At 74.0% G+C, this 14,736-nt stretch carries 13 protein-coding genes and 1 rRNA gene; 1 reads left to right on the top strand and 13 read right to left on the bottom strand.

Annotated features, from left to right (window positions below; genetic code table 11):
* Positions 1-7 precede the first annotated feature (7 nt).
* The 11 genes from ACYVID_RS11460 to ACYVID_RS11410 form a co-directional block, all read right to left on the bottom strand.
* Positions 8-2,611, bottom strand: coding sequence for a DEAD/DEAH box helicase (locus ACYVID_RS11460; RefSeq protein ID WP_460737103.1), 2,604 nt, complete (start codon positions 2,609-2,611; stop codon positions 8-10).
* A 48-nt stretch (positions 2,612-2,659) separates the two neighbouring features.
* A complete protein-coding gene (locus ACYVID_RS11455) occupies positions 2,660-3,589 on the bottom strand; it encodes a site-specific tyrosine recombinase XerD (RefSeq protein ID WP_460737327.1) in 930 nt (309 codons plus the stop codon).
* A 65-nt stretch (positions 3,590-3,654) separates the two neighbouring features.
* Positions 3,655-4,770 carry an alanine dehydrogenase gene (ald, locus tag ACYVID_RS11450; protein WP_460737101.1) on the bottom strand — a complete coding sequence of 372 codons (1,116 nt, stop codon included), beginning with the start codon at positions 4,768-4,770 and terminating at the stop codon, positions 3,655-3,657.
* Positions 4,771-4,807: 37 nt separating this feature from the next.
* The gene (locus tag ACYVID_RS11445) at positions 4,808-5,686 is read right to left on the bottom strand and encodes an MBL fold metallo-hydrolase (RefSeq protein WP_460737099.1); all 879 of its coding nucleotides are present in this window, start codon (positions 5,684-5,686) and stop codon (positions 4,808-4,810) included.
* 31 nt (positions 5,687-5,717) lie between these two features.
* Positions 5,718-6,362: an NUDIX domain-containing protein gene (locus tag ACYVID_RS11440; protein WP_460737097.1), complete on the bottom strand. Its 645-nt coding sequence runs from the start codon at positions 6,360-6,362 to the stop codon at positions 5,718-5,720.
* 7 nt (positions 6,363-6,369) lie between these two features.
* Positions 6,370-8,061: a CTP synthase gene (locus ACYVID_RS11435; protein ID WP_460737096.1), complete on the bottom strand. Its 1,692-nt coding sequence runs from the start codon at positions 8,059-8,061 to the stop codon at positions 6,370-6,372.
* A gap of 83 nt (positions 8,062-8,144) precedes the next feature.
* On the bottom strand, positions 8,145-9,899 hold the full coding sequence (gene recN / locus ACYVID_RS11430; RefSeq protein ID WP_460737095.1) for a DNA repair protein RecN: 1,755 nt from the start codon (positions 9,897-9,899) through the stop codon (positions 8,145-8,147).
* Positions 9,896-10,882 carry an NAD kinase gene (locus tag ACYVID_RS11425; RefSeq protein WP_460737094.1) on the bottom strand — a complete coding sequence of 329 codons (987 nt, stop codon included), beginning with the start codon at positions 10,880-10,882 and terminating at the stop codon, positions 9,896-9,898. Before ACYVID_RS11425 ends, recN begins: the two co-directional genes overlap by 4 nt.
* On the bottom strand, positions 10,879-11,721 hold the full coding sequence (locus ACYVID_RS11420) for a TlyA family RNA methyltransferase (RefSeq protein WP_460737092.1): 843 nt from the start codon (positions 11,719-11,721) through the stop codon (positions 10,879-10,881). The genes ACYVID_RS11425 and ACYVID_RS11420 overlap by 4 nt, the downstream gene beginning before the upstream one ends.
* Before the next feature lie 7 nt (positions 11,722-11,728).
* Positions 11,729-12,004, bottom strand: a complete 276-nt coding sequence (locus ACYVID_RS11415; protein ID WP_460737090.1) for a hypothetical protein — start codon at positions 12,002-12,004, stop codon at positions 11,729-11,731.
* 10 nt (positions 12,005-12,014) lie between these two features.
* A complete protein-coding gene (locus ACYVID_RS11410; protein ID WP_460737088.1) occupies positions 12,015-13,028 on the bottom strand; it encodes an HAD-IIA family hydrolase in 1,014 nt (337 codons plus the stop codon).
* A 22-nt stretch (positions 13,029-13,050) separates the two neighbouring features.
* Between ACYVID_RS11410 and ACYVID_RS11405 the strand changes: the two genes are divergently transcribed.
* Positions 13,051-14,085: a DUF1015 family protein gene (locus ACYVID_RS11405; protein ID WP_460737086.1), complete on the top strand. Its 1,035-nt coding sequence runs from the start codon at positions 13,051-13,053 to the stop codon at positions 14,083-14,085.
* Here ACYVID_RS11405 and ACYVID_RS11400 read toward each other — a convergent pair.
* A complete protein-coding gene (locus ACYVID_RS11400) occupies positions 14,060-14,389 on the bottom strand; it encodes a single-stranded DNA-binding protein (protein WP_460737325.1) in 330 nt (109 codons plus the stop codon). The genes ACYVID_RS11405 and ACYVID_RS11400 overlap by 26 nt on opposite strands.
* A 224-nt stretch (positions 14,390-14,613) precedes the next feature.
* Positions 14,614-14,730, bottom strand: a 5S ribosomal RNA gene (gene rrf, locus ACYVID_RS11395).
* Positions 14,731-14,736: the final 6 nt, after the last annotated feature.

Below are 14,736 nucleotides of genomic sequence, written 5' to 3'. Positions count from 1 at the left end.
GGCCCGCTCACAGCCGGCGGAACGCCGTCGTCGGCATGACCAGCTCGCCCACCTCGTCGGTGGCGTCGAGGTCGGCGACCGCCTCCACGACCCAGTCGTGGTCGCCTGCCGGGTCGTGGACCGTCTGGCGCACGCGCAACACCCGGGCGCCGGTCTCCTCGTCGGTGCCCGGCTCGCTCACCAGCAGCTCCGGGGACCGCGCGTCGGGGCCCATGTCGACCGCGTCGTGGTCGGCGTAGTAGGCCTCGATCGCCTCGTCCCAGGCCGAGCGGGTCATCAGCACCTCGCGCGGGGGCTCGGTGCGGTCGGCGGCGGCCCGCTCGAGGGCCATGAGCCCGTCGAGGTCGTCGCGGGCCACCAGCTCGACGCGGCGGAACATCGCGTTGCGGACCATGACCTCGAAGGCCCGACCCTGCTGGGAGAGCGGCCGCGGCGGGGGCGGCGGGGCGTGCGCCGAGGTGAGCTCGGAACCGAGGCGGGCCAACGCCCCCTCGGGGTCGGTGAGCGCCTCCCACTCGTCCAGGAGCGAGGAGTCGGTCTGGCGGATCGTCTCGCCCAGCCACTCCACCAGCAGGTCCAGCTCCTCGGTACGGTGCTGCTCGGGCACCGTCTGCCGCAGCGTGCGGTAGGCGTCGGTGAGGTAGCGCAGCACCAGTCCCTCCGAGCGCGCCAGCTGGTAGCGCGAGACCAGGTCGGTGAAGGAGAGCCCCTGCTCCCACATCTCCCGGACCACCGACTTCGGGTCGAGCAGGTCCTCGGGCAGCCAGGGGTGCGCGCGACGGTAGACCTCGTACGTCGCCCCGAGCAGCTCCGCGAGCGGCTGCGGCCAGGTGATCTCCTCGACCAGCGCCATCCGCTCGTCGTAGTCGACGCCGTCCATCTTCATCTCGGCGATCGCCGCGCCGCGCGCCGCCCACTGCTGGGCCAGCAGCACCTGGCGGGGAGCCTCGAGCACCGCCTCCACCACCGAGACCACGTCGAGGGTGTGGGTCTCCGAGTCCGGGTCGAGCACCTCCAGCGCCTCCAGGGCGAAGTGCGCGAGCGGCTGGTTGAGGGCGAAGTCCTCGGGCAGGTCCACGCCCAGGACGTAGCGGCGACCGTGCTCGTCGGGCTCCTCGAGCCGCTCGACGACCCCGGATGTCAGCAGCGAGCGGGTCAGTCGCAGGGCACGGCGTGCCAGTCGCAGCTGTTGGCGGCGCGGCTCGTGGTTCTCCATGAGCAGGCGGCGCATGACCGGGAAGGCGTCCTCCTCGCGCGAGAGGACGTTGAGCAGCATCGAGTTGTCGACCCGCATCCGGGGCACCAGCGGTTCCGGCTCCCCGGCGACCAGCTTCTCGAACGTCGCCTCGGTCCACACGACCGTGCCCTCGGGCGGCTTGCGCAGCTGCGCCTTGGACTTCTTCTTCCCCGCCGCGACCCGCTCGGCCGCCTTGGCCTTGGCCTTCTCGTTCTCGATGACGTGCTCGGGTGCCTGCACCACGACGAAGCCGGCGGTGTCGAAGCCGGCACGACCGGCGCGACCGGCGATCTGCAGGAACTCCCGGGTGCGCAGCACCCGCATGCGGTTGCCGTCGAACTTCGCCAGGCCCGTGAACAGCACCGTGCGGATCGGGACGTTGATGCCCACGCCGAGGGTGTCGGTGCCGCAGATGACCTGCAGCAGCCCGGCCTGCGCCAGCTGCTCCACCAGCCGCCGGTAGCGCGGCAGCATCCCCGCGTGGTGCACGCCGATCCCCTTGCGCAGCAGCTTGCCGAGGGTCTTGCCGAAGCCCGCCGCGAAGCGCACCCCGGCCATCCGCTCGGCCAGCTGCTCCTTGCGCTCGCGCGAGGTGCCCGACGCGACCCAGCTCGCGTTGAGCAGCGAGGTCGCGTGCTCGACGGCGTCCTTCTGCGTGAAGTGCACGACGTAGACCGGCGCCTGCCCGGTCGTCACCAGCTCCTCCAGCTTCTCGGCCAGCGGCTCCAGCGACCAGGTGAAGGTCAGGGGCACCGGACGCTCGGCCTGGTCGACCAGCACCGTCTCCCGGCCCGTGCGCGCGGTGAGGTCCTCGCGCAGCTCACGGGTGTCACCGAGGGTGGCCGACATCAGCAGGACCTGCGCGTCGGGCAGCTCCAGCAGCGGCACCTGCCACGCCCACCCGCGGTCCGGCTCGCCGTAGTAGTGGAACTCGTCCATCACGACCAGGCCCACGTCGGCGGCCCGGCCCTCGCGCAGGGCGAGGTTGGCCAGGATCTCGGCCGTGCAGCAGATGATCGGGGCGTCGGGGTTCACCGAGGCGTCGCCGGTCAGCATCCCGACGTCGTCGGCGCCGAAGACCTCGCACAGGTCGAAGAACTTCTCGCTCACCAGCGCCTTGATCGGCGCGGTGTAGAAGCTCACCCGGTCCGTGGCGAGCGCCGCGGCGTGCGCCGCGAGGGCGACCAGCGACTTGCCCGAACCGGTCGGGGTCGCGAGCACGACGTTGCTGCCCGCGAGCAGCTCGATCACGGCCTCGTCCTGGTGGGGGTAGAGCTCCAGGCCGCGCCCGGCGGCGTACGACGTCACCGCCGCGTAGACCTCGTCGGCGGACGCCCCCGGGGCCGGCCAGCCGTGGCTCGGTGCGCTGCTCACGCGCCCACGCTCGCACCACCGCCGAGCGAGCGGCGAATCACCGGCAGGTCACCGGGCGCGCGGGTGCGCGGTCGCGAAGACCTCGCGCAGGTTGTCGACGGTCACCAGCGTGTAGACCTGCGTCGTGGTCACCGAGGCGTGGCCGAGCAGCTCCTGCACGACGCGCACGTCGGCACCGCCGTCGAGCAGGTGGGTGGCGAAGGAGTGGCGCAGCGTGTGCGGGGAGACCTCCCGGGTGATCCCGGCCCGCTCCGCGGCGCGGGTCAGCACCGTCCACGCCGACTGCCGCGAGAGCCGCCCACCGCGGGCGTTGAGGAACAGCGCGCCGGCCCGCGCGCCGGTCGAGCCCCTCGGGCCCGCCGCCGCCAGCTCGGGGCGGCCCCGCACGAGGTAGGCGTCGACCGCCTCCAGGGCGTAGGACCCGACCGGCACCAGCCGCTGCTTGCCGCCCTTGCCGCGCAGCAGCACCGTGCCCTGCCCGGTCGCGGGGTCGACATCGAGGTCGTCCACGTCCAGCCCGACAGCCTCGGAGATCCGCGCCCCGGTGCCGTAGAGCACCTCCAGCAGCGCCCGGTCCCGCAGCGCCAGCACGGTGCCCGGCGAGCCCGCCGCCTCGAGGATCGCCTCCACGTCGGAGAGAGGCAGCGCCTTCGGCAGCCGCTTCGCCGGCTGCGGAGGCCGTACGCCGGCAGCCGGGTCGTGCCCGACCAGCCCGTCGGCCACGGCGAACCGGTGGAACCCGCGCACCGCGACCACGGTGCGCGCCGCGGAGGTCGAGGAGAGCGGGGGGTGCTCGCCGTCGCCCTCCCGCAGCCGCACGAGGAACCCGGTCACCACCGGCTCGTCGATGCCGGCGAGGTCCTCGATCCCCTGCTCGGCCAGCCAGCCGAGGTAGCGCCGCAGGTCGCGTCGGTACGAGGACAGGGTGTTGGCAGCGACGCCACGCTCGACCACGAGGTGGTCGAGGTAGGTCCGCACGGCGCGCTCCACCGGCCGGACGCCGGTGGTCGGGTCCGGCGGGCTGGTCGTGCCGGCGGGTGCGCTCACGCCAGGACGGTCGCCGGGTCCACCGCGTCGATGCCGACGGCCTGACCGACCGGCACGTTGGTGAGCGTGCCGTCGTGGGTGTTCAGGCCCTTGGCCAGGGCGGCGTCGTCGGCCAGCGCCTGCCTCCAGCCCTTGTTGGCCAGCGCGACGACGTAGGGCAGCGTCGCGTTGGTGAGGGCGTAGGTCGAGGTCGTCGGCACCGCGCCGGGCATGTTGGCCACGCAGTAGAAGGTCGACTGGTGGACCTGGTAGGTCGGGTCGGAGTGGGTCGTGGCCCGGGTGTCCTCGAAGCAGCCGCCCTGGTCGACGGCGATGTCGACGAGCACCGAGCCCGGCTTCATCTGCGAGACCAGCTCGTTGCTGACCAGCTTCGGCGCGGCCGCGCCGGGGATCAGCACCGCGCCGATGACCATGTCGGCCTCGCGGACGTGCTGTTCGACGGCCAGCTTGGAAGAGGCCAGGCCGTGCACCTGGTTGTTGTAGCGCCAGAACGACATGCGCAGCTTGTCCAGGTCGGTGTCGAGCAGGGTGACGTCGGCGCCCATGCCGAGGGCGATGTTGGCGGCGTTCTGGCCCGAGACGCCGGCCCCGATGATGACGACCTTGGCGTTGGCGACGCCGCCGACGCCGCCGAGCAGCACCCCGCGGCCACCCTGGGCCTTGAGCAGCGCGTGCGCCCCGACCTGCGGCGCCAGGCAGCCGGCCACCTCCGACATGGGGTAGAGCAGCGGCAGCGAGCCGTTGGCCAGCTGGACGGTCTCGTAGGCGATGCCGGTGACCTTGCGGGCCAGCAGCTCCTCGGTCAGCGGCTTGTCGGCGGCCAGGTGGAGGTAGGTGAAGAGGGTCTGGCCCTCGCGCATGCGGTGGTACTCCTCGGCCACCGGCTCCTTGACCTTGAGCACCGTCTCCGCGGTGCCCCACACGTCGTCGGCCGTCGGGAGGATCCGTGCACCGGCGGCGACGTACTCCTCGTCGGTGACCTGGGAGCCGAGCCCGGCGCCGGTCTCGATGACCACCTCGTGGCCGTGCGCGACCAGCTCGTGCACCCCGATCGGCGTGATGGCCACGCGGTACTCGTGGTCCTTGACTTCCTTCGGGACGCCGACCTTCACAGGGATCTCCTTCTCTACGGTCCGGACTCCCGGGACCCTACCGGCGCCGGCCGTCCTGCGCCGGGAGCGAGACCTCGAGACCTTCGTGCGCCGCGACCACCTCCACGCGACCGGCGGCGCGCTCGCGGGCGAGCGCCAGCACCTCGTCGACCTGGTCGTCGGTGCGCCACGGGTCGTGGTGGAAGAGCACGAGGGTGCGCACCCCCGCCTCGACGGCCAGCTCGACGTCGTACTCCACGCTCGCGTGGCCCAGGAACGCCACGTCGGGGAACTGCGAGGCCAGGTGCTGGGCGTCGGTCACCAACAGGTCGGCGTCACGGGCCAGCGCCAGCGCCGACTCGTGCCGCTCCCCCAGCCCGTCGGGCCCGGGGCCGACGCTGGTCGGGCTGTGGTCGGAGAGGTAGGCCAGGGTCGTGCCGCCGTGGCTGACGCGGTAGCCGAAGGTGCGCCCGCCCTTGTGCGGGATCTGCCGCGCGGTCACCTCGAAGCCCTCCAGCTCCCGGGTGCCCTCGACGATCTCGTCGAAGGTCCAGCCGCCGCCGAGCTCGCGCGGCTCCACCGGGAAGTGCGGCGGCGAGAAGCAGCGGGCGAGCGTCGCGTGCGCGTCACCGGGTCGCCCCGGCTCCTGCTGCGGGATCAGCACGTCGACCCGGCTGCCGTGGGCGTTGCCGCTGCGGAAGAAGGGGATGCCGTGGGTGTGGTCCCAGTGCAGGTGCCCGATGAGCAGGGTCCCGTGGAACGGGGTGGCGCCGAGCAGGTCGGTGACCCGCATCAGCCCCGTGCCGCCGTCCAGCAGCAGGGTCGGTCGCTCCCCGTCGTGGGCGAGCGCGACGCACGAGGTGTGCCCCCCGTAGCGCACGAAGTCGGGGCCGGGTGCCGGCGTGGAGCCCCGCACACCGCAGAAGGTGACCCTCATCGGGCGCCCTCGTCTCGACCGGGTCGCGCGCTCACGGGGACATCAGACCACGAGCCTGGGCGGCGAGCACCGCGATCACCACGGGGGCGTCCTGCACGTCGCCGCGCAGCACCGCCGCGTGCAGGTCGCCGAAGGGCACCCAGCCCGTGCGCATGAGCGCCTCCTCGTGCTGGGGCTCGAAGTCGCCGCGGCCCACGCGGGTCAGCCCGCGCGCGAGGTAGATGTGGGCGATCTCGGCCGAGATGCCGGGCGAGGCGTACGTCGTCACCAGGTGCGTCCACTCGCTCGCCTCGTAGCCGGTCTCCTCGACCAGCTCCCGGCGCGCCACGTCCAGCGGCGACTCCTCCGGGCCGCCGTCCAGCAGGCCGGCGGGGATCTCCACGAAGGTCCGCTCGGCCGCGTGGCGGTACTGCCACAGGCACAGCACCCGGTCCCGGTCGTCGACGGCCAGGACGACCGCGGCGCCCGGGTGCTCGAGCACCAGGCGTCGGAACGGCTCGCCGGAGCCGTCGGGCAGGGTGATCCGGTCCTCGCGCAGGGCCACGACCCAGGCGTCGCGGTGCAGGTGCCGCGACTCCCGCACCGGCCACCGGTCGGCCCGGTCACGCACCTCGGGCTGCTGGTCGGGCTGCTGGTCGGGCTGCTCCCCCGCGCCGTCAGGAGCCCCGGCGCTCACCGGGTGCTCACTCCTCGTCGGCCGGCTCGCGGCGCAGGCCCGACTCGTCGATCGGGATCCGCAGCTCCCGCTGGCGAGCGATCGCGGCGCCCACCAGCCCCTTGAACAGCGGGTGCGGCCGGGTCGGGCGCGAGCGCAGCTCGGGGTGGGCCTGGGTGGCGATGTAGTACGGGTGCACCTCGCGCGGGAGCTCGACGTACTCCACGAGGGAGTCGTCGGGCGAGGTCCCCGAGAAGACCAGACCGGCGTTCTCGAGCCGCTCGCGGTAGGCGTTGTTGACCTCGTAGCGGTGGCGGTGCCGCTCGGAGACGACCTCCTCGCCGTAGACCTCGCGGGCGATCGTGCCGGGCTTCAGGTGCGCGGGGTACATCCCGAGCCGCATCGTGCCGCCGAGGTCGCCGGCGCCCTCCACGAACGCCTTCTGCTCGGCCATGGTCGCGATGACCGGCTCCGGGGTGTCGGGGTCGAACTCCGTGGAGTCGGCCTTGTCCAGGCCCAGGACGTTGCGGGAGTACTCGATGACCATGCTCTGCAGGCCCAGGCACAGCCCGAGCGTGGGGATGCCGTGGGTGCGGGCGTAGGTGAGCGCGCCGAGCTTGCCCTCGAGGCCACGGATGCCGAAGCCACCGGGCACGCAGATGGCGTCGACGTCCTGCAGAAGCCGTGCCGCGCCGGCCGGGGTCGCGCACTCGTCGGAGGCGATCCACTCGATCTCGACCTTCGCGTGGTGGGCGAAGCCGCCGGCGCGCAGCGCCTCGACCACCGAGAGGTAGGCGTCGGGCAGGTCGACGTACTTGCCGACCAGCGCGACCCGCACCTCCTCCTCGGGGTGGTGCACCCGGCGCAGCAGGTCGTCCCACTCGCGCCAGTCCACGTCGCGGAAGGGCAGGTCGAGCTTGCGGACGACGTAGGCGTCCAGTCCCTCGCGGTGCAGCACCTTGGGGATGTCGTAGATCGACGGCGCGTCGGCCGCGGTGACCACGGCCTCGCGGTCGACGTCGCACATGTCGGCGATCTTGCGCTTGATGCCCTCGGGCAGCTCGCGGTCGGCGCGGCACACGATCGCGTCGGGCTGGATGCCGACCTGGCGCAGGGCGGCGACCGAGTGCTGGGTCGGCTTGGTCTTCAGCTCCTTCGAGGGCCCGATGTAGGGCACGAGGGAGACGTGGACGAAGAAGCAGTTCTCGCGCCCGATCGTCTGGCGCACCTGGCGCGCGGCCTCGAGGAACGGCAGCGACTCGATGTCGCCCACGGTGCCGCCGATCTCGGTGATGACCACGTCGACGTCGTCGCCGTGCATCGCCAGGATCCGCTCGCTGATCTCGTTGGTGATGTGCGGGATCACCTGGACGGTCTCGCCGAGGTAGTCGCCGCGGCGCTCCTTGGCGATCACGTTGGAGTAGACCTGCCCGGTCGTGACGTTGGCCCGACCCGAGAGGTCCACGTCGAGGAAGCGCTCGTAGTGGCCGACGTCCAGGTCGGTCTCCGACCCGTCGTTGGTCACGAAGACCTCGCCGTGCTGGAACGGGTTCATCGTCCCAGGATCGACGTTGAGGTAGGGGTCGAGCTTCTGCATCGTCACCGAGAGACCGCGCGAGCGGAGCAGGCGACCCAGGCTGGAGGCGGTGAGTCCCTTCCCGAGCGAGGAGGCGACGCCCCCGGTCACGAACACGTGCTTGGTCGGGGCTGAATTCCTCACGGAACTCCATCCTAGGTCATCTGCTGCGGATCGCTTCCTCGCCACGCGCCCCGGTCCGGACAGGGCCGGCCCGGCAGGCGGGCTCAGCCGGCCCGGGCGGCCCGGGCCACCTCGAGCAGCTCGCGGGCGTGGGCGATGGCGGTGTCGGACCCCGACAGCCCGGCCATCATCCGCGAGAGCTCGTGCTCGCGCGCCTCGTCGTCGAGCAGGGTCAGCCCCGAGCTGGTGATCGTGCCGTCGTGGGACTTCTGCACCACGACGTGCCGGTCGGCGTACGCCGCCACCTGCGGCAGGTGGGTCACCACCAGCACCTGCGAGGTGCGGGCCAGCTCCGCGAGCCGACGGCCGACCTCGACCGCGGCGGCTCCGCCCACGCCCGCGTCGACCTCGTCGAAGACGAAGGTCGGCACCGGGCTGGTCCCGGCCAGCGCCACCTCGACGGCCAGCATGACCCGTGACAGCTCGCCTCCCGAGGCGCCCTTGTCCAGGGGCCGCGGGTCCGAGCCGGTGTTGGCGGCGAGCAGCAGCTCCACCTCGTCCAGGCCGCTCGGCGCGAAGCGCCACCAGCCCCCGTCCACGAGCAGCGGCACGCCGGGGGCGTCGGGGTCCGCCGGCGCCTCGGCCTCGTGCCGGCGCAGGGCGACGGTGAGGCGGGCGTGCGGCATCGCCAGCAGCGCCAGCTCCGCGGTCACCTGCTCCCCCAGCCGCCCGGCCGCCTCGGCGCGACGCGCCGTGAGGGCGCTCCCGGCCTCGGCCAGCGCCGCACGCAGGGTCGCGCGCTCGGCCCGCAGCTGCTCGATCCGGTCGTCGGTGCCGTCGAGCTCGACCAGCCGCAGCGCCGAGCGCTCGGCCCACGCGAGGACCTCCTCGACGCTCTCGCCGTACTTGCGGGTCAGGCGCCCGAGCGCGGCACGTCGCTCGGAGACCCCGGCCAGCCGGGCCGGGTCGGTGTCGATCCTGGCGGCGTACGACGCCACGTCGGTGGCCAGGTCGCTCAGCACGTAGCCGAGCTCGGCGAGCCGGTCCGCGAGGGCGGCGGCCTCCGGGTCGTGCTCGCGCACCCCGTCCAGGAGCGCCCGGGCGGCGCCGACCGTCGCCAGGGCGTCGGGGCGGCCGTGCTCGCTGCTCAGTGCCTCGCGGGCCTGCTCGGCGGCGGTGCGCAGCGTGTCGGCGAAGCCGAGGCGGGTCTCCTCGGCGGCCAGGCGCTGCTCCTCCCCCGGCTCGGGGGCGGTGGCCTCGACCTCCTCCAGCCCCAGGCGCAGCAGGTCGGCCTCCTGCGCCCGCTCGCGGGCGTGGGTGACGACCTCCTCCAGCTCGGACTCGACCGCGCGCAGCCGGTCGAAGAGCTCGCGGTAGGCACGGGCGGCCTCGGCCACCGGCTCGCCGCCGAACCTGTCCAGGGCCTCGCGCTGGGCCCGGGGGCGCAGCAGCCGGTGCTGGTCGGACTGTCCGTGGACCGCGACGAGCGGCTCGCTGATGCTTGCCAGCGTGGCCACGGGCACCGAGGCCCCGCCCACGAAGGCCCGCGAGCGACCCTCGGCCGCGACGTTGCGGGCGAGCACGACCCGCTCGTCCTCGACGGTGCCGCCGACCTCCTCGACCGCTCCGGCGAGGTCGGGCAGCCGGTCGGTGACCACGACGCCCTCCACGCGCGCGGTGCGGGCGCCGGTGCGGACCGCACCGCTGTCGGCGCGACCACCCAGGAGCAGGCCCAGGGCCGTCACGACCATCGTCTTGCCGGCACCGGTCTCACCGGTGATGACCGTGAGTCCGGGACCGAGCTCGAGGGTGGAGCAGTCGATGACCCCCAGCGACTGGATCCGGATCTCCTCGATCACGCGGGACCTCCTGCCTCGCTGCGACGCCGCCGCTCGGCCGAGCCGCGCCAGCCCTCCACGGGCAGGCCGAACTTGGCGACCAACCGGTCGGTGAACGGCGCCTCCTGCAACCGCACGAGGCGCACCGGGCGCTCGCCGCGGCGGACCTCGATCCGCGCGCCGGGAGGCAGGTCGACGGCCCGTCGCCCGTCGGCCCACAGCACGCCGGAGCCCTCGGTGTTGGCCAGCACCTCGACGGCCAGCACCGAGGTCGGGGCGACCACGAGCGGTCGGGCGAACAGGGCGTGCGCGGAGATCGGCACGAGGAGCAGGGCATCGACGGTGGGCCAGACGATCGGCCCGCCGGCGCTGAAGTTGTACGCCGTGGAGCCGGTCGGCGTGGAGCACACGACGCCGTCGCAGCCCCAGCGCGACAGCGGCCTGCCGTCGACCTCGATGACGACCTCGAGCATCCGCTCGCGGGCCGCCTTCTCCACGCTGGCCTCGTTGAGCGCGAAGGTGGAGGTCACCACGTCCCCGTCGCGCAGGACACGCACGTCGAGGGTGGTGCGCTCCTCGATGGTGTAGCGACGTGACACCACTGCGCCGATGACGGTCTCGACGTCGTCGTGCTCGGCCTCGGCCAGGAAGCCGACGTGGCCGAGGTTGACGCCGAGGACCGGGGTGCCGGTCTCGTGCGTGAGCTCGGCCGCGCGCAGGATCGAGCCGTCCCCGCCCAGCACGAGCGCCAGCTCGCAGCCCTCCCCGGCTCGCCCGTCCTCAGGGGCGGGCTCGACGAACAGGCCCGGGTCGCCGGCGCTGATGCCGAGGTCGTCCATCTCCGCGGTGGGGATCCGCACCACGATCCCGTGGCCGGACAGCTCGCGGCAGCAGGCGAGGGCGACCTCCCGTGCGTCCTCGCGTCCGGTGTGGGTCAGCAGGAGCACCCGACGCTGCGGGTCCGGGGTGTCCTGACCCGGTCGGTCGGCAGGTGCGTCGCTCACGGCGCCAGCCTCTCACCCGCGGCCTCGGCCAGCGGGTCGCTCCCCCGCACCAGGTCCTCGACCTGCGCGGAGGTGACACCGGCGGGCCCCTGCCGCAGCCAGAGGAAGAACTCGACGTTGCCCGAGGGCCCGGGCAGCGGGCTCGTGGTCGCGGCGACGGCGCCCCAGCCCCGCTGCTCGGCGGCCCGGGCGACCCCCAGGACCGCCTCGGCCCGCAGCTCGGGGTCGCGGACGACCCCGCCCTTGCCGACCCGGTCCTTGCCGACCTCGAACTGCGGCTTGACCATCAGCGCCAGGTCCCCCTCGGGACGGGTCACGCCGATGAGGGCGTCCAGCACCAGGCCGAGTGAGATGAAGGAGAGGTCCCCGACCACCACGTCGACGGGCTCCCCGACCAGCTCGGGGGTCAGCTCGCGGATGTTGGTGCGGTCGTGCACCACCACCCGATCGTCGTTGCGCAGGGACCAGGCCAGCTGGCCGTAGCCGACGTCGACCGCCAGCACACGGGCCGCCCCGCGGCGCAGCAGCACGTCGGTGAACCCGCCCGTGGAGGCGCCCGCGTCCAGGCAGACGCGGCCGGAGACGTCGAGGCCGACGGTGGCGAAGGCGTCCAGCGCCCCGGCCAGCTTGTGCCCGCCGCGGGAGACGTAGTCGGGCCGGGAGGCGTCCTCGCGCACCACGATGGCCACGTCGGTGGTCACCCCGGTGGCGGCCTTGCGCGCGAGCGCACCTGACACCGTGACCCGCCCGGCGCCGATCAGCTCGCCGGCGTGCTCGCGGGAGCGGGCCAGCCCCCGGCGGACCAGCTCCTGGTCCAGGCGCAGCCGTCGCGGCGGCACGTCGCGGTCAGTCCTGCCCGGCCGGGGCGGACTGAGGGCTCGGGGCGGACTGAGGGCTCGGGGCGGCCGGTGCGGTCGGGGCTGACCGAGCCGGAGCCGTCGGGGCGGCCGGGACGGGCGCAGGTGCGTCGGGGTCGGCGTCGAGGGCGCGGCGCAGCCGCTCCTGCGCAGCCGTGAAGACCTCCGCGTGCTCGGCCAGCGGCCGCTCGGCGAGCGACTCCACGGAGGCGATCACCGCGTCCACGGCCGCCACGCCGGTCCGCACCTCTCCTTGCCCGTCCATGCCGGGGAGGCTATCGCGGCCCACCGACGCCGGGCGGGACGAGGTCGTCGACGCCGACCACCGCACCCGTCCGGTCGAGGTGGTCCCACGCGGCGCAGGCCACGGCGCGCCACCAGTCGTCCTCCGCGCCGTCGCCGTCCACGACCACCCGGGCACCGTCGGCGACCGTCGCGCGCCACCCGCCGCAGGTCCAGCCCTCGCCCTCCCGGCCGACCTCCGGGTGCGGGCGCAGCAGCCCGCCGAGGTCCGCAGCGAGGTACGTCGGCCGCTCGTGCCTGCGGGCCTCGACCAGCTCGGCCAGGCCGGTCACGCCCGTCCGCACCAGCAGGGACGGCAGCCCGAGGGCGACGGCGCCCTCGATGTCGGTGTCCAGCCGGTCGCCCACCATGAGCGGACGTTCACCGCCGACGCGGCGCACGGTCTCCTCCAGCAACGGCCGCGCCGGCTTGCCCGCCACCACGGGGTCCACGCCGGAGAAGCGGCTGAGCGTCTCCACCAGCACGCCGTGCCCCGGCGCCGTGCCGTACGGCGTCGGGATGCTCAGGTCGGTGTTGCTGGCCACCCACCACAGGCCGTCGCGGATCCGGACGGCCGCGCGCATGACGTCGCGCCACAGCACGTCGGGCCCGTACCCGGTGACGACGGCCTCGGCCTCGTCCTCCACCCCGACCGGCTCCAGGCCCTCCTCCTCGAGCGCGCGGCGCAGCCCGTCGGCTCCGAGCATCACCACCCGGGCGCCCGGTGCCAGCTGCTGGGCCAGCACGCGCGCCGCTGCCTGGGCCGAGGTCACGACGTCACCCGGGTCCGCCCGGACGCCGAGCTCCTCGAGGTGCGACGCCACCGTCTCGGGTGTCCGGGAGGCGTTGTTGGTGATGAACGCCGGCCTGGCCCCCCGCTGGCGGGCTGCCTCGATGGCGTCCGCGGCCCGCGGCACGGCCGCCCCACCCACGTAGACCACACCGTCCAGGTCGAGCATCACGAGGTCGTGCGCGTCGCACAGGTCGCGTTCGCTCCAGCCCAGCACCCGGGCAGCCTACGATGGCCTGATGGACGCGTCCGACCCGGTCGTGGCTCCCCCACCCCTCGCAGGGCCACTGCGCTTGCACCCCTTCCGACCGCGCGGGCGGCTCGACGCGGGCGCACCGGCCCTGCTGGTGCACGAGTGGACCGCCTCGGGCTACAGCGTGCGCGGCATCGTCGGCCTGCTCGACCTCACCGCCGGGGCCACCGACGCCCGCCACGGCGTGGTCCTGCCGCACGAGCGGGTCCACCCCGACCAGGTCGAGCAGCTCGCGCAGCGGATGACCCGTGGCCGCGTCGACCCGGCGCCCATCCTGTTGGTCCACCGGGGCACCGGCACGCTGCGCTCGCTGCTGCAGGAGGTCTGCTCCGAGCCCCCTCGACTGGTGCGCACGCTCCGTGAGCAGCGGCAGCGCTGGTGGACCGTGACCCGGCCCAGCGAGCTCGAGCTGGTCGCCGAGGAGCTGCGCAGCGCCTCCGCCCTGCTCGCCGACGGTCACCACCGGTACGCCGCCCACCGCCTGCTCCATGCCTCGGGGACGCCCGGGGCCGACCGTGCCCTCAGCGTGCTGGTCGACCACGACGACACCCCGTTGCACCTGGCCGCGGTGCACCGAGTGCTCACTGGCGACGTGCTGGCTGCTGCGGCGGAGCACGGATGGGCGATCTCCAGCTGGACACCGACCAACCCGCTGCTCTGCATCGCACCGGGGCGGGTCGTCACGTCGCACGGCACCGGGTCCCGGACCCTCACCCCGCCGCCGACCCCGGCCCCACCTGGCACGGGTCCCGGCGCGACCACCACGACCGGCAGCATGCCCGTGCTGGCCCTCGACCGCCTGATGGCCGGGCTCGACCTGCCGATGACCTACCACCACGAGGCCGAGGAGGCACTCGACGAGGCCAGGCGCCGCGGGGCCACGGCCCTGCTGCTCCCCGCCCCGACCCTCGACGAGGTGCTGGGCGTGGTGCGCCAGGGACGACTGCTCCCCGAGAAGGCGACGTCCTTCCAGCCCAAGCCCCGACCGGGCCTCCTCACGCGGCGTCTGCGCGACGTCTGAGCCGGCCCCGGCTCACCTCGACCTCGACGCGGCTGGCCGACGCCTGTCCGGCGCGGTAGAAGCGCCGCCGCACCGCACCCTCGACCTCCACCTGGTCCCCTTCCCGCCACGAGCCCATGGTCCGCTGCAGCCGGGGCGCCCACACGCTGCACTCGAGCACGTCCACGCTCTGCCTCGACGCGTGCCCCTCGGGACGACGGACGACCAGCCGGAACAGCAGCACCACGTCCCCGCTCGGCAGCTCCTTCGCCACAGGTGTCGATGACACCCGCCCCACCAGCCGTACCGCGTTGCAGTCCTCCACATCCTGGGTCACCTCTGACCACCTCCTGCGACCAGCCTCGTCGCCGGCGACGGCGAGCGCAGCCGGTCCCGGTGCGGATGTGGACGAACCCGGGACGGCCCGCCCTGTGGAGGCGCGACGGGCCGGAACGCGCGAGCGCCCGAGGGGGGCGATCGAACGCAGCCGGTCCGCAGGGAAATGACAGAAGCCCCACCTCGAAAGAGGTGGGGCTTCTGCGAAAGTATGTCCGGCGGCGTCCTACTCTCCCACGACCTCGCGATCGCAGTACCATCGGCGCTGAGAGGCTTAACTTCCGGGTTCGGGATGGGACCGGGTGTTTCCCTCTCGCTATGGCCGCCGTAACTCTT

The organism is Nocardioides ginkgobilobae (assembly GCF_054781275.1).
The sequence above is the reverse complement of the archived record's forward strand: the minus strand, read 5'-3'. Positions and strand labels throughout refer to the sequence as shown.

What these genes read in the sequence shown, in the direction of transcription:
- ACYVID_RS11445 (WP_460737099.1), bottom strand. Translation starts at nt 5,686, where the DNA reads ATGAGGGTCACCTTCTGCGGTGTGCGGGGCTCCACGCCGGCACCCGGC.
- ACYVID_RS11415 (WP_460737090.1), bottom strand. Translation starts at nt 12,004, where the DNA reads ATGGACGGGCAAGGAGAGGTGCGGACCGGCGTGGCGGCCGTGGACGCG.
- ACYVID_RS11405 (WP_460737086.1), top strand. Translation starts at nt 13,051, where the DNA reads ATGGACGCGTCCGACCCGGTCGTGGCTCCCCCACCCCTCGCAGGGCCA.